The organism is Winogradskyella echinorum, assembly GCF_014297365.1.
GTDB classification, from domain to species: domain Bacteria; phylum Bacteroidota; class Bacteroidia; order Flavobacteriales; family Flavobacteriaceae; genus Winogradskyella; species Winogradskyella echinorum.
Genome location: NZ_JACOQD010000002.1, coordinates 953,629 through 967,917 on the forward strand (window position 1 = coordinate 953,629; position 14,289 = coordinate 967,917).

Annotated in this window: 13 protein-coding genes; 5 read left to right on the forward strand and 8 right to left on the reverse strand. The window is 32.2% G+C overall.

Going from position 1 to position 14,289, the window contains the following annotated elements; translation table 11 throughout:
• Positions 1-56: 56 nt before the first annotated feature.
• From yidC to H8K90_RS11525, 3 genes are all read right to left on the reverse strand, one after another.
• Positions 57-1,961 (reverse strand): membrane protein insertase YidC, encoded by a 1,905-nt coding sequence (gene yidC, locus H8K90_RS11515; protein ID WP_186846104.1) that lies wholly within the window; start codon positions 1,959-1,961, stop codon positions 57-59.
• A 186-nt stretch (positions 1,962-2,147) separates the two neighbouring features.
• On the reverse strand, positions 2,148-3,767 hold the full coding sequence (locus tag H8K90_RS11520) for a CTP synthase (protein WP_186846105.1): 1,620 nt from the start codon (positions 3,765-3,767) through the stop codon (positions 2,148-2,150).
• A 549-nt stretch (positions 3,768-4,316) separates the two neighbouring features.
• Positions 4,317-5,084, reverse strand: a complete 768-nt coding sequence (locus H8K90_RS11525; RefSeq protein ID WP_186846106.1) for a hypothetical protein — start codon at positions 5,082-5,084, stop codon at positions 4,317-4,319.
• 385 nt (positions 5,085-5,469) lie between these two features.
• Here H8K90_RS11525 and H8K90_RS11530 point away from each other — a divergent pair, with 385 nt between their 5' ends.
• Both H8K90_RS11530 and H8K90_RS11535 read left to right on the forward strand, forming a co-directional pair.
• Complete coding sequence (locus H8K90_RS11530; RefSeq protein ID WP_186846107.1) at positions 5,470-7,371, forward strand: DEAD/DEAH box helicase; 1,902 nt, start codon at positions 5,470-5,472, stop codon at positions 7,369-7,371.
• Between the two features lie 126 nt (positions 7,372-7,497).
• A complete protein-coding gene (locus H8K90_RS11535) occupies positions 7,498-8,307 on the forward strand; it encodes a carboxypeptidase-like regulatory domain-containing protein (protein ID WP_186846108.1) in 810 nt (269 codons plus the stop codon).
• Positions 8,308-8,311: 4 nt separating this feature from the next.
• Here the strand turns inward: H8K90_RS11535 and H8K90_RS11540 are convergent, their stop codons facing one another.
• Genes H8K90_RS11540 through H8K90_RS11550 form a run of 3 tightly spaced genes read right to left on the reverse strand, consistent with a single transcriptional unit; the run spans position 8,312 to position 9,800 of the window.
• Positions 8,312-8,674 carry a VOC family protein gene (locus tag H8K90_RS11540; RefSeq protein ID WP_186846109.1) on the reverse strand — a complete coding sequence of 121 codons (363 nt, stop codon included), beginning with the start codon at positions 8,672-8,674 and terminating at the stop codon, positions 8,312-8,314.
• 14 nt (positions 8,675-8,688) lie between these two features.
• A complete protein-coding gene (locus tag H8K90_RS11545) occupies positions 8,689-9,102 on the reverse strand; it encodes a VOC family protein (protein ID WP_186846110.1) in 414 nt (137 codons plus the stop codon).
• A 41-nt stretch (positions 9,103-9,143) separates the two neighbouring features.
• Entirely contained in the window at positions 9,144-9,800 is a 657-nt protein-coding gene (locus H8K90_RS11550) for a TrmH family RNA methyltransferase (protein ID WP_186846111.1), read from the reverse strand.
• Between the two features lie 33 nt (positions 9,801-9,833).
• Here H8K90_RS11550 and H8K90_RS11555 point away from each other — a divergent pair, with 33 nt between their 5' ends.
• Both H8K90_RS11555 and H8K90_RS11560 read left to right on the forward strand, forming a co-directional pair.
• Entirely contained in the window at positions 9,834-11,042 is a 1,209-nt protein-coding gene (locus H8K90_RS11555; protein WP_186846112.1) for a hypothetical protein, read from the forward strand.
• A gap of 10 nt (positions 11,043-11,052) precedes the next feature.
• Positions 11,053-11,727, forward strand: a complete 675-nt coding sequence (locus H8K90_RS11560; protein ID WP_186846113.1) for an SIR2 family NAD-dependent protein deacylase — start codon at positions 11,053-11,055, stop codon at positions 11,725-11,727.
• Between the two features lie 23 nt (positions 11,728-11,750).
• Here the strand turns inward: H8K90_RS11560 and H8K90_RS11565 are convergent, their stop codons facing one another.
• Together H8K90_RS11565 and H8K90_RS11570 are read right to left on the reverse strand one after the other, a co-directional pair.
• Positions 11,751-11,951 carry a helix-turn-helix transcriptional regulator gene (locus H8K90_RS11565; protein ID WP_186846114.1) on the reverse strand — a complete coding sequence of 67 codons (201 nt, stop codon included), beginning with the start codon at positions 11,949-11,951 and terminating at the stop codon, positions 11,751-11,753.
• Complete coding sequence (locus tag H8K90_RS11570) at positions 11,951-12,400, reverse strand: hypothetical protein (protein ID WP_186846115.1); 450 nt, start codon at positions 12,398-12,400, stop codon at positions 11,951-11,953. Before H8K90_RS11570 ends, H8K90_RS11565 begins: the two co-directional genes overlap by 1 nt.
• A 187-nt stretch (positions 12,401-12,587) precedes the next feature.
• Between H8K90_RS11570 and H8K90_RS11575 the strand changes: the two genes are divergently transcribed.
• Positions 12,588-14,189, forward strand: a complete 1,602-nt coding sequence (locus tag H8K90_RS11575; protein ID WP_186846116.1) for a T9SS type A sorting domain-containing protein — start codon at positions 12,588-12,590, stop codon at positions 14,187-14,189.
• The last annotated feature ends 100 nt before the right edge of the window (positions 14,190-14,289 follow it).

Sequence of the window (14,289 nt, forward strand, 5' to 3'; positions counted from 1 at the left end):
GTAAAAAGCCCTTTGAACAATGTTCAAAGGGCTTTTTTAATTATAATAAAAGTAAATTATTTTCTCTTTCCTTTCTGTTGCGCTTGCTTTTGTTTTTCAGCTTGCTCCATCATCTCTGCCATTTTCTTCTGAAACTTGTTCTGTTTCTTTGGCTTCGTTTTACTAACTTCTATTTTAGCTAGTACTTTTTCTTCGTCTATTATGTAGTTTTTAATCACTAACATAATACCAATACTAATAAGGTTAGAAATGAAATAATACAAACTCAAACCTGAGGCGTAATTATTAAAGAAGACTAACATTAAAAGTGGTGAGAAATAAATCATATACTTCATCATCTTACCCATATCTGGCATACCTTCTTGCGTTGGTTGTGTTGCCATTTGCTGACCTGTAGTCATCTTCATATAGAAGAAAATTGCTACAGCTGCTAATATTGGAAATAAACTTACATGATCTCCATAAAATGGTATTGAAAATGGTAATTGTGCAATAGAATCATAAGAACTTAAATCGTCTGCCCAAAGGAAACTTTTTTGTCTTAACTCAAATGCTGTTGGGAAAAACATAAACAAGGCATAAAACACTGGTATCTGCATTAAACCAGGTAAACAGCCACTCAACGGACTTGCACCTGCCTTGCTTTGCAATGCCATAGTTTCTTGTTGTGCTTTCATTTTATTGTCTTTGTACTTAACTCTAATAGCATCTAACTCTGGCTTTAAGATTTTCATCTTAGCCTGAGATAAAAACTGCTTATACTGTACAAAAGACAACATAATCTTTACCAAAATTGTCATTACAATAATAGCAATACCATATGGTAAGAAGCCACTTAAGAATCCGAATAAAGGAATAAAAAGTGCTTTGTTAATCCAACCAAAAATTCCCCATCCAAAAGGGATACTTTCCTCTAATCCTTTTTCATAAGTTTTTAGCGTCTTAGCATCTGTAGGTCCATAATAAAGGTCAAAACTTTTATTAACCTCTCCACCATTATATACCAAAGGAAACTTTGATGTGTATAACTTAGTAAATAAGGTATCTACTTCTTCGTCTTCTACTAAATCTTTAGATGTAAGTTCAACATTTTTTAGTGCACCATCGTTAGACACTAAAATAGAACTAAAGAAATGCTGTCTATAAGAAAGCCACTCAACATCCTCAACAGTTTCCTTATCATCGCTCATCTGACCTAGCTTGTCTATCTTATCTTCGTCGTGCTTGTAGGTTAATCTTGTATAGCGATTTTCGTAACTAATACTTTTAGCATGGCGAATCTGTTTTTGTTTCCAATCTAAAATAATTGGTTGCGATGTATTAAAAACACCGCTTAAACCTTGTGATTTAATTGAAAAATCAATCATGTAATCATTTGGTTTTAACTCGTAACGATATTCCAAATATTCAGATTCAGAAACCTTAAGTTTCATAGAAACTACTGTATTATCTCCACTTTTAGAAACACTAGGCTGAAATGGGAAATCTTGAGTATTTAAAGTTCTATTATCTGAAGTGCCAAAAGTAATATTAAACGCACTATTGTTGTCTTTTACTAAATAAATAGGTACTGAATCGTAATCTACAAAGTTCTTTAATTTAACCTCAGCTAAGTGACCACCTTGTCTTTTAAACTTTAATTCAAAAACATCCGTTTCAACCGTTGTTATATCTTCACCTGGAAGCGTTAATGCATTTGCAAAAGAGCCTACTTTACTCTGTAATGCAGCCTGCTGTGTAGAATCTAAAGCTTTTACATTGCTGTAATCTTCAGAAGTTGTTACTACAGCTTCATTTTGTTTACTTTCTTTTTTCTCGGCCTCTACCTGTTCTTGTTCTGCTTTCTTCTGCGCTTCAATTTCTTCTGGTGTTGGACTATTTTGATACATCATAAATATCAAAATTCCAAAAATGAGGACAAACCCTATTATTGAGTTAATGTCAAATTTCTTTTCTTCCATATATTAGTTGTCTTTCGACTGCGCTCAAGAAAAACTTCAGCGGTAATCTTATTTAGTTTAGTTTTTAAACGCTTAACCTAATTTCTAAAACAAATTCAGAATAATAAATTAAAAGGTTGATTTGTTTAGATTGAACAACTCAAATAGTTATCCAAATTTAATTTTACGCCAAAGTGGCATACTATTTTACTTTTTCTTCTTATTAAATTTTAAAGCTGCACTCACAAATGCCACAAAAAGTGGATGCGGATTTGAAACTGTACTTTTATATTCTGGATGATACTGCACACCGACAAACCAATTATGGCTCGGTATTTCTATAATTTCTACCAAACCCGTTTCAGGGTTTAGACCTGTAGCTTTCATACCAGCCGATTCAATTTGTGCTTTATAAGCGTTGTTAAATTCAAAACGATGTCTATGACGCTCTTTTATATCTACCTCGCCATAAACTTTATATGCAATACTATCTTCACTAATTTTACAATCCCAAGCACCTAATCGCATGGTTCCTCCTTTATTCACAACATTTTTTTGCGATTCCATTAGATTAATTACAGGATCTTCTGTACTCTCGTCCATTTCTATAGAATTAGCATTTTTAAGGTTAAGCACATTTCTAGCATATTCTATAACTGCCATTTGCATCCCTAAACAAATACCTAAAAACGGAATATTGTTTTCGCGCACATAACGTACGGCTTCAATTTTTCCTTCAATACCACGCTCACCAAAACCTGGTGCCACTAAAACACCATCGAGATGACTTAGTTTAAATTCTATATTGTCTTCATTCAAATATTCTGAATGAATTGATTCTACATTAACCTTAACTTCGTTTTCTGCGCCAGCATGTATAAAAGCCTCTAATATAGATTTATATGAATCTTGAAGCTCTACATACTTACCGATTAAACCAATAGTAACTGTACTTTTTGGATTTTTATGACGCTTTAAAAATTCATTCCAACGACGCAAATCTGGAACATCACTTTTTAAATTCAATTTATCTAACACTACTTTATCTAAACCTTCGTCTAACATTAAGTTAGGCACATCGTAAATCGTTGAGGCATCAATAGACTGAATAACAGCATCTTTCTTTACATTACAAAAACGTGCCAATTTTGCTTTTAAACCATCACTTAACTCATGCTCAGTTCTACACACTAAAATGTCTGCATGTACTCCACTTTCCATTAAAGTTTTTACACTGTGCTGAGTTGGCTTGGTTTTTAATTCACCAGCAGCAGATAAATAAGGTACTAACGTTAAATGAATAACCAAAGCATTGTTATCGCCTAAATCCCATTGTAATTGACGCACAGCTTCTACGTAAGGCAAGGACTCAATATCACCGACAGTTCCACCAATTTCGGTAATTACAATATCGTAATCTCCTGAATTACCTAAAATCTGAATTCGTTCTTTAATCTCATCAGTAATATGCGGAATTACCTGTACCGTTTTACCTAAAAACTCACCACGTCGTTCTTTATCGATAACACTTTGGTATATTCTACCTGTAGTTACATTATTAGCTTGTGATGTTGGTACGTTTAAAAAACGTTCGTAGTGTCCTAAATCTAAATCGGTTTCTGCTCCATCATCTGTAACATAACATTCGCCATGCTCATACGGATTTAAGGTACCAGGATCTATATTAATGTAAGGATCTAATTTTTGAATGGTTGTTCTGTAACCTTGTGCTTGTAAGAGTTTAGCCAAAGATGCGGCTATAATGCCTTTTCCTAAAGAAGAAGACACTCCGCCTGTTACAAAAATATACTTAGGGTTTGTGGTCATGTTGCGCTGTTAAACGCAGGCAAATTTACAAAATTTAATTACTTATTCTCTATTTGTTTATGCTTTGTTGAAATGTTATGATTTAAAGCCATTTAAAGGCATAAACACAATCCTTTATTCTATTGACTATTTAAAAATTTTCATCTAACTTAGCTTACTTGTGCTGAACTTGTTTCAGTAACGTTTAATATAAGTCTGTTACTGAGCGTAGTCGAAGTATTGGGATAGACTTATCACAAAGTTAGGCACAGGCTGAAAAACCAATCAATACGTTTTTTAAGTTTTAGACAATCTGTTTCAGCTCTTTTAATAATTTCATTAGAGACTTCTGAGCAAGTGCAATTTTCATTTATATACAGTTTTTTTATTAATATAATAAAATCAGAATTACAATCAATTCGCAACTGTTACGCTTGATTGACAATCAGAAAGTGTGTCGCTTCCTCAAATGGAATTAACAACTGTAAGGAAGTAATAGAAATGTACTTAGGAATAATCTATTTTCTATTATTTAGAAACAATATTCACCTTACCAAATAATAGAAAAAATTATTGCCTTACACCAAAATACTTTCCTCTAGGATATTTAAAGATCCTAGGTATTTCGTATTCTTTTAAACGATTCTCATAATTGCTTTTTACTACAGGATTCATAGCAGCCCCATAATCACCTATTCCTGTATCATATATGTGAAGCCCTTCACCATCTGCATTAAGTAAAAAACCGGAAATTTCAACTAAATTATTTTTGTACTCAATTTGAAAGAAAACTCTTCTATCACCTTTAGTTACCAATTCAAATGCTTTCCCATTATCATCATTATACTCATAACCATCATCAAAAACAGTCCAAGTATCCCCATCTATAACAGCTACAACGTCACCGTTACCATCTCTAATTATTGTATATACCAACAATCTATTATCTTTAATAGCTAATTTTAATAATTGACCAGATGATGATGGAAATAATTGGCCAAACGAAGAAAGACTTAATACACCGTCGACAAGATCTAGGGTTGCGCCATCCTCTCTCTTTCCTATCCTCATTTGTTTTACTGGCTCACCATCAAAATTTAAATCCCCAAACTTGGCATTAATCTTTTCTACCAAAGATTGTTTCTCATTCTCTTTATCTTTTTCTACCTTATCAGTAGCAATATTTGTTATTTGGACTATAGCAATTATTAATAGAAAAGCTATTATAGATACTACAATTAATCTATGTGTATTAGTGAGTTTACTCCACTTGTTGAGAGAGATTATAAGTGACAATACAGCCACTACAAAAACTAAAATTGGTTCAAGGTATTTCATTTGACTAAATTAATAAAAAGAATTAATTTTAATGAATTGTAAACTTTAGCCGTTTATAATTAATTGCTTTGGTCGTTACTTATTTTGAAATTCCTTCGGATTTTTCTTGCGTTCGTTTTTGTTTGCTAAATTAATTGCTCAACCACGCAACTAACCACAAACAACACTAAACCCAACCAAAAATTGATTATCCAATTAAATACCGTACCTTTGCACGCGTTCTACAAAACTTTAGTGATGTAGAGCATAAATCTCAACGTCGCTAAGGCTATGTTGAGGAACTCCTCAGGGTGAGGATGTGTTACCTAGAAGTTTAAGTGTTTAGTATGTCGATTCGCTTCTTTTGTAACACCAAAAGCATATAATCGAATACATAAACTCAAGAATGAGCACATTCCAAGAACTCGGTCTTAATGAAGACCTTTTACATGCTATTACGGATTTAGGTTTTGAAAAACCATCTGAAGTACAAGCAAAAGCAATCCCACTTTTATTAGAAGAAGACAAAGACTTAGTGGCTTTGGCACAAACTGGTACAGGTAAAACTGCTGCTTTCGGATTTCCGATGTTGCAAAAAATAGATATTGATAGCAGAACCACACAAGGTCTTATCTTATCGCCAACGCGCGAGCTTTGTTTACAAATAGCCAACGAGCTTAAACTTTACGGTAAATATTGTAAAGGTTTAAACGTTACTGCTATATATGGTGGAGCAAGTATCTCTGACCAAGCAAGATCTGTAAAACGTGGAGCACAAATTATTGTGGCAACTCCTGGTCGTATGAAAGATATGATTAGCCGTAACATGGTTGATATTTCTAAAATACAATACAGCGTTTTAGACGAAGCTGATGAAATGTTAAACATGGGCTTCTATGAAGACATTACAGATATTTTATCGCATACACCAGACGATAAAAGCACATGGTTATTCTCTGCAACGATGCCAAAAGAGGTGGCTACTATTGCAAAGAAATTTATGTACGATCCTACTGAAATTACAGTAGGTAATAAAAATGAAAGTACAAGTAATGTATCGCACGAATACTATTTAGTAAACGCAAGAGATCGTTACCAAGCATTAAAACGTTTAGCAGATGCTAATCCAGATATATTTTCTGTGATTTTCTGTAGAACAAAACGTGATACGCAAAAAGTAGCCGAAAACTTAATTGAAGATGGTTACTCTGCAGGAGCATTACATGGAGATTTAAGTCAGAATCAACGTGATATTGTGATGAAATCTTTTAGAAACAGACAAATACAAATGTTGGTTGCCACAGATGTAGCAGCTCGTGGTATTGATGTCGATGATATTACACACGTAATTAATTACCAACTGCCAGACGAAATAGAAACCTATACGCACAGATCTGGTCGTACAGGACGTGCTGGTAAAACTGGTGTTTCTATGGTGATTGTTTCTAAAAGTGAAACTCGAAAAATAAAAAGTATTGAGCGCATTATAAAAAAGCAGTTTGAAAAGAAAGAAATTCCATCTGGAATGGAAATCGTAGAAGTGCAATTAATGTCTTTGGCCAATAAAGTTCATGAAACAGAAACTAATCACGAAATTGATAAGCACCTAGAAAGTATCAACGAACTATTTGCAGATACCGATAAAGAAACCTTAATAAAGAAATTCTTCTCAGCAGAATTTAACCGTTTCTTTAATTATTATCAAAAATCTAAAGACTTAACCGTTTCAGAATCGAGAGGGTCTGATAGAGAAGGTGGACGTGATTACGGAAAATCATCTAACGATACACGCTATTTTATAAATGTTGGTCGTAAAGATGGTTTTGATTGGATGAAATTGAAAGATTTCTTAAAAGAGCAATTAGAATTGGGACGCGATGATGTCTTTAAAGTAGATGTAAAAGAAAGTTTTTCATTTTTTAACACAGAAAAAGAGTTACAAGAAAAGGTATTAGCCTTTTTTACAGATTTTAAACACGAAGGTCGCTTTGTTAATGTAGAAGTCAGCGAAAATAAAGGACGTAGTGGTGGCGGAAGACGAGACAGAGGTCGCGGCCGTGGAAGAGATGATAGACGTTCTGGAGGTGGAGGTCGCAGACGCGATAGTAAACCAAGAGGTGAAAGAAGATCTTCTGATTCTGGAAACAGAACTGAAAGACGCAGCAGCAGACGATCGGATGATAACAAAAGTGAAAGACGCTCTAACGACAGAGGCGATAAAAAATATAATGATTCTAGAGGAGATAGACGACCAGAGTCTAGTAGCTCTGGATCTGATAGACCAAGACGATCTCGCAGACGCGATTAAATAATGTTAAAAGCCTCTTAATTGAGGCTTTTTTATGGGCTATACTTGTTAATTTTTTATCAAATCTGAAGTAGGCATATGTTAAAATGCGTTTAGTTTATTACCTTTACAATGTTATTCAATTACATGCGATATCTACTTATTCTATTTTTAAGTCTCACTACAGTTAATAGCTATAGCCAAGACAGTACTGCAACAGTACTACCAACTAAGGTAAAAGGAACCATCATAAGCTCTTCTACTGATGAGCCTTTGAGCGATGTAAATATTGTAAATCTTAACCAAGTAAAAGGTGTTGCAACTGATGAAAACGGAGCGTTTGAAATTACTGCAAAAGCGAATGACACACTACATTTATCGTATCTAGGTTACAAATCCTTAAAAGTTAGAGTAACAAATGATTGGCTAAAATTTGGTAATACGGAAATTGCAATGACCGAAATGGCTTTAGCTTTAGAAGAAGTTACCGTTAACCAATTGCAATTAACGGGCTACTTAGAGGTAGATATGAAGCAAATTCCTATTCAGACCAATAATCAATACCGTATATCTGGCTTACCTGGCAGATCTTATGAAGGTGGTAAAACTAATATAGCCACTAAAATACTTGGTGCTATTTTTAATCCTGCAGATTTCTTGTATAATATGTTTGGTAAAAAGCCAAATGAGATGCATAAGCTTAAAAAGATGAAGGAGGATGACGAAATTAGAAATCAACTAGCACAACGATTTGACAGAGAAATGTTATTGGTGTTACTACAAGTAAATAAGTTCGATTTAGATGAAATTGTTAACCAATGTAACTACTCAAAGGATTTTATAAATACGGCTAATGATCTTCAAATATTGGATGCTATTAGCGAGTGCTATGAAGAATACAAAGTAATACAAAGAAGTAAAGAGAGAAAAAGCGGTAAGAAAAAAGATAAAGCTTAATACTCTATGCATCAGAATGCAAGGCAATTCTATTCCCTTCAGAATCTATAAATACTCCCATAAAACCATTATCTTCTGATATTATAGTTTTTTCCAAGCCAATTTTTCCTCCGGCTTCCTCTACTCTATTGAGTTCTGTAGTAATATCTTTCGACATAAAATAAATAAGAGTTCCTTCTTTACTTGGTATATAAGAATGCTGTTTTATTAGTGTTCCGGTGGTACCATAAGATCCATTATTGTTAGGAAACCACCCCATTTTTAATCCACCAAATTCTACATCTTTAATTTTAATATCAAAAACAGTTTCATAGAACTTCTTAGCACGTTGCATGTCGTTTACTGGAATTTCGAACCAAACTACCATAATCTAAATTATTATTAAGAATTAGTATTAGATGCACTTACCATCCAATGAATACCAAATTTATCTATTACACTACCAAATTTACCTCCCCAAAATACCTCTTTAAAAGGCATTGTTGCTTTTCCACCTTCTAATAAGCCATAATATATGGCACTTCCCTGTTCCTCATCATCTGCAGCGATACTTACATGAAAATTATTCCCTTTAACCAATGGCTTATTAAAATCGTCTGAAGCTTTAAGCTCACAACCCTTGCCAAATGCCATTGTTGTATGCATTATTTTATTTTCAATTTTGGGTTTGCAGAATTCTGGAGGTCCATCTTTATAACGCATTGTCATTAAAATTTCACCATCAAAAACATCTTTATAAAAAGTTATTGCTTCTTCACAATTACCGTCAAAGGAAAGATAAACATCACATTTCATAGTGCTTAGTTTATAAGTTAGTAACTTAAAGTTACAAAATATTACCCATTCGTCTGATAATGTTCGACTATAGCCTCATAGTTTTTAATTGTTTTTTTAATCCAATCAAACCGTTTTTCTAAAATTTCATCTTCAGAAAGTTGCCAATTAATTGTAGATTTTCGAAGTTGAGCAGTTACATGCTGAAGTATAATTGCAGCAGATACCGATATATTTAAACTCTCAGTAAAACCAACCATAGGAATTTTTAGAAAACAATCTGCATGGTCCAAAACCTGTTGCGAAAGTCCTTCAGTTTCTCTACCAAAGAAAAAACACGATTTATTAGTAATATCAAAATCTATTAAATCGCAATCTTCGGCATGTGGTGTTGTTGCAACAATTTGATAACCTTTAGCTTTTAAGTCTGCAATACAAGATTTGGTAGTGTTGTAGCGATTTAGATCTACCCATTTTTGAGCTCCCATCGCTATTTCTCTATCAATACTTTTAGAATTAACTTCTTCAACAATATTTACTTCTTGTATACCAAACACATCACAAGATCGCATAACTGCACTAGTATTGTGTAATTGATACACATCTTCTGTAGCAACTGTAAAATGTTTAGTACGTTTCTTTAAAACATTATTAAAACGTTCTCTTCTATTATCTGTAAGATAAGTTTCTAAATATTCTAAAAGTTTTGAGTTTTGCATAAAACCTTATATTTAATGCTCAAAAGTAAAATTATGAAATTTAAGTCTATCATCATTTTTATCCTTTTAGCTTTTTTATCTCATCAAATAAGCTATGGGCAAGAAAAAGATAAAATATGTTTATGTAAACCTCTAAAGGAAACCAAAGAAAACGACGCCAAAGTAATAGAAATGGCTGAGTACATTGAAAATTCTTTTCATGAACTAGAAACAAAAGGTTTTAATGAAAAGTTTCATGTTAAATCATTTATAAACAATATTACGGATAATCAAGATATTGACATGGAAGACCAATATACAATTGGTTTTATGAAAGGGATAGAAGACACAGGTAAAACCTTATCTCAAAAAATAGTTAATTCTATTGATGCTGGTGAATACTATAATTTAATCAACTACCATTATAGTATTGAAGACATGACCTATTATTTTACTTTTAGAATGTTCTCTGAAGCGTCTGGTGTTAATTACCACGATTATAAAGTCTGTTCTGATGGTGAAGACATTAAATTTAATGATATATATGTTTACCTTACTGGTGAAGAAATTTCACTAACATTTCAAAGATTATTTCTATTATCAAAACCTTCAAATAAAATTTTATCTAAGGTATTTGGATTTAATTCGGGTGAAGACTTATATACGTTGGTAGAAGCTAAAAAGTTAGCAGAAAAAGGAGATTACAAAGGAGCTTACGAAAAAATTTCTGAAATTAAAGGAGCTTTTGGTAAGGAAAAATTTACTCTAATTTTAAGAGCCAGTTATGCAAGCTCATTTAACGACAAATTGTATGAAGAGGTATTAGCTGAATTTGCCGAATTATACCCAAAAGATCCTACATTATATCTAAAACTAGTAGACTATTATTTACTGAAAGGTAAATACAATTTAGCACTTGTAAATGTTGACAAACTTATATTTGAGACCAATGATGATTTTCTTAACCTTATAAAAGGGAATATCTATTTGTTAAAAGAAGAATTTAAAAATGCAGAAAAAAACTTTGAATATATGACCGTTAATTACCCAGATCTTTTAGAAGGTTATGTAGGACATATGGTGAGTCTCAATTATCAAAATCGATTTGAAGATACGTTAAGTATAGTAAAAAACCTACTAGAACAAGGCTATGATAAAGAGGCGCTATTAGAATTTATAGAAGAAAAAGATATAGAGGGCCATAATGCTCTTGAGGCTTTTGTAAATTCTAAGGTTTACCAAGAATGGAAACGAAATTCATAATGTCTTAAACATGAAACACATCGTTGTATTAACAGGCGCTGGCATGAGTGCCGAAAGTGGTATTAAAACTTTTAGAGATGCAGATGGACTTTGGGAAGGACACGATGTTATGGAAGTTGCTTCTCCACAAGGTTTTGCTCGCAACCCAGAATTGGTTTTAGACTTTTATAATCAAAGACGACGACAACTTAAAGAGGTACAACCCAACCAAGCTCACAATGATTTAGCTGAGTTAGAAAAGGATTTTAAAGTTACTATAATTACCCAAAACGTAGATAATTTACACGAACGAGCTGGCAGCACTGATGTTGTTCACCTGCATGGAGAATTACAAAAAATAAGAAGCACCGGAAACCCAAAAGATATTAGAGTTTGGACAGAAGATCTTAATTTGGGTGATACTTGTGATAAAGGCTACCAATTAAGACCTCATATTGTTTGGTTTGGTGAAGATGTACCTATGATTGAGACAGCTGTTAAAATTTGTTACGCAGCAGATATTCTTGTTATAATTGGTACGAGTATGCAAGTTTATCCTGCTGCTAGTTTAATGGATTATGTACAACCAGATACACCTATTTATTATATAGATCCTAAACCTGCTATTTCTAATAATGGTAAGGTGAATGTTATAGCAAAATCTGCGACTGAAGGCATGAAAGACCTTATAAGCCTATTAAAATAACCTGAACCAATAGTATTACTAAGCTAATCATCAGCACTCAATTTAAAAAATTCATTAACTGGTTTGCTAAACACTTGAGATAGCTTTAGTGCTAAAACTGTTGATGGCACATAACGATTAGCCTCAATAGAGTTGATGGTTTGGCGAGAGACACCAATTTTTTTTGCTAAATCATCTTGTGTTAAACTCAAAATAGCACGCTCTACTTTTATTGTGTTTTCCATTATCTGTATCGCTTTAAGGTGTGGTAAGACATCAATTGAACCATCAGCATAAAAAGAAGCGTTTGAAAATCACCCAAATCCTTATATACTTCACCACCAGAATGCACAACATTAGATACACCAAACTCTACATAAGGCATTACCAGAGTATATACAACACCAACTACAAAAGCCCATGCATAAGACTGCATTTTTAATTTTATAGTTAACTCATCTTCTTCTTTATCTCTAGCGACAGACATAAGTAACATACCTATAAGTAGTGTTTTTTGTAACAGCAGTTTTAACCACTCAGTATCACCATCCATTGCAAAAGCACGGACAAACATCATTACAATAGATAGAGCACCAATAACAACTCCTACCATCATAAACCTATGTGGCAATCTAAACCTTGTTATTTTCTCTAACCGTTTACGCTCGCAGTTTATCATTTTTTCCGTATTCATAATTGACAAATATATTTTATATTAAGTAAAATTATTTTTACTATATGACAAATATACTTTACATAATAATAAAATGCAAAAAATTTTTGCAAAACTTGATTTTGTAATATTTTTCTGCTAAATTCGATTTCATTAATAATTAAGCTATTAAATAATTTTCACTAAATGTTCATTAAAAATCTTATCTATGAAAAAAATTACTTTATTAATAAATTTACTTTTCACAATAAATTTATGTGCCCAAATACAGATTTCTAATTTCACATTCAATAATGTCTCAAGTTCTGGACCTAGTTCTCTACAAGAGTTTAATGGTGAAATTTTCTTTTCAGCGAATACTGATAATTATGGAAGAGAATTATGGTCTAGCGATGGAACTTCAAATAACACTAATTTAATAATTGATATAGCTCCTGGCGAATCTAATGGATTGGTGACATTCTTCTCTGCAATTCTGAACAATGAATTGTATTTTAATGCAAATGATAATTATGATTATTCTGGAGGTGAAATTTGGAAAACTGACGGTTCAGGAACCAATTCATCCTTAGTAACATCATATACTGGAAGATTATTCGGATTAACAACTGTTGGTAATCTTATTTATTTTACAATAAAAACTAGTAATAATAACTTACAAATATGGAAATCTGATGGTACGCAATCGGGTACTACATTAGTTAAAGACAATATTGCAATTTGGAATGTACCTACATTTCAAGGAAGTATTAATAATACTTTTATTTTTACTATTCAAGTACCCTCAACTAATAATTCTAAAGTATGGAGAAGTGATGGCACTTCTAGCGGGACGTTTGCATTAACAGGAGAAATTGATGGTAATGGCTCTACTGGGAGTACATCAGACCTTAGCCATTACATTGTCTACAATAATAATTTATATTTTATTACTCGATATTATTTGTATAAAACGGATGGAACTATTGCTAATACTAGTCAAGTGGCATCTGTTTGGAATGCTCAAAATAATTTAGTTGATTTTGGAGATACAATAGAATTAAATGGCAAAATTTATTTTTTGTTTTACTCATTAGGCCTAAAAAAACTAGCTATTTATGAATCAGATGGTACTTCAAGCGGGACTTCGGAAATTTACTCTGTTACAGGTAATGCATATTTTTATCCTGCTTATTTAAATAAATCAGGAAATAATTTAATTTTCACATCAATAAACACAAATAATGGAACTTCTCTTTATTATTTAAATACCAATAACTTTACATTATCCGAAATTATTCAAATTGATGAAAGTCCGCAAGAGCCGCCATATTTTCTGGGAAATTTTTCTGCACTATCATTAGATAGATTAAATGACAATCTTTTTTTTATGAGTTCACCTAAAGATACGTTTCCAGAAAAAAAAGGATGGGTATTCAATGAAACTTCTATGAGTTTAACCCCTTATACTGCTTTGGATGATTTATATGAAGATTATTTTGGCCAAAAAATTATATATAATAATGACTTATATTATTCTAAAAACAATCAGTTATGGAAATTTGACACAAATTCTTTAAGTCTAAGTGATGTAACAAATAATGAAGTAATTCAAGTTTTTCCAAATCCTACATCTGATTTTATAAATTTCAGTCAACCTGAAACAGTTAATGATATTAAAGTTTACGACATTAATGGTCAACTGGTTATAGAAAATCAAGTACTAATTAATGATAAACTTGATGTTAGAAATTTAAATTCTGGGATATATTTAATTGACTTTAAAAAAGATAATTTAAGAATAACAAAAAAAATAGTAATCGCTAAATAAGTTCTTTACAGAAAATAAGATAACCAAACTATTAGATTATTCATAGTTATTAGGATTAGCTCAAATAAAACTATAACATAGAGCGCAAGTACAGCATATA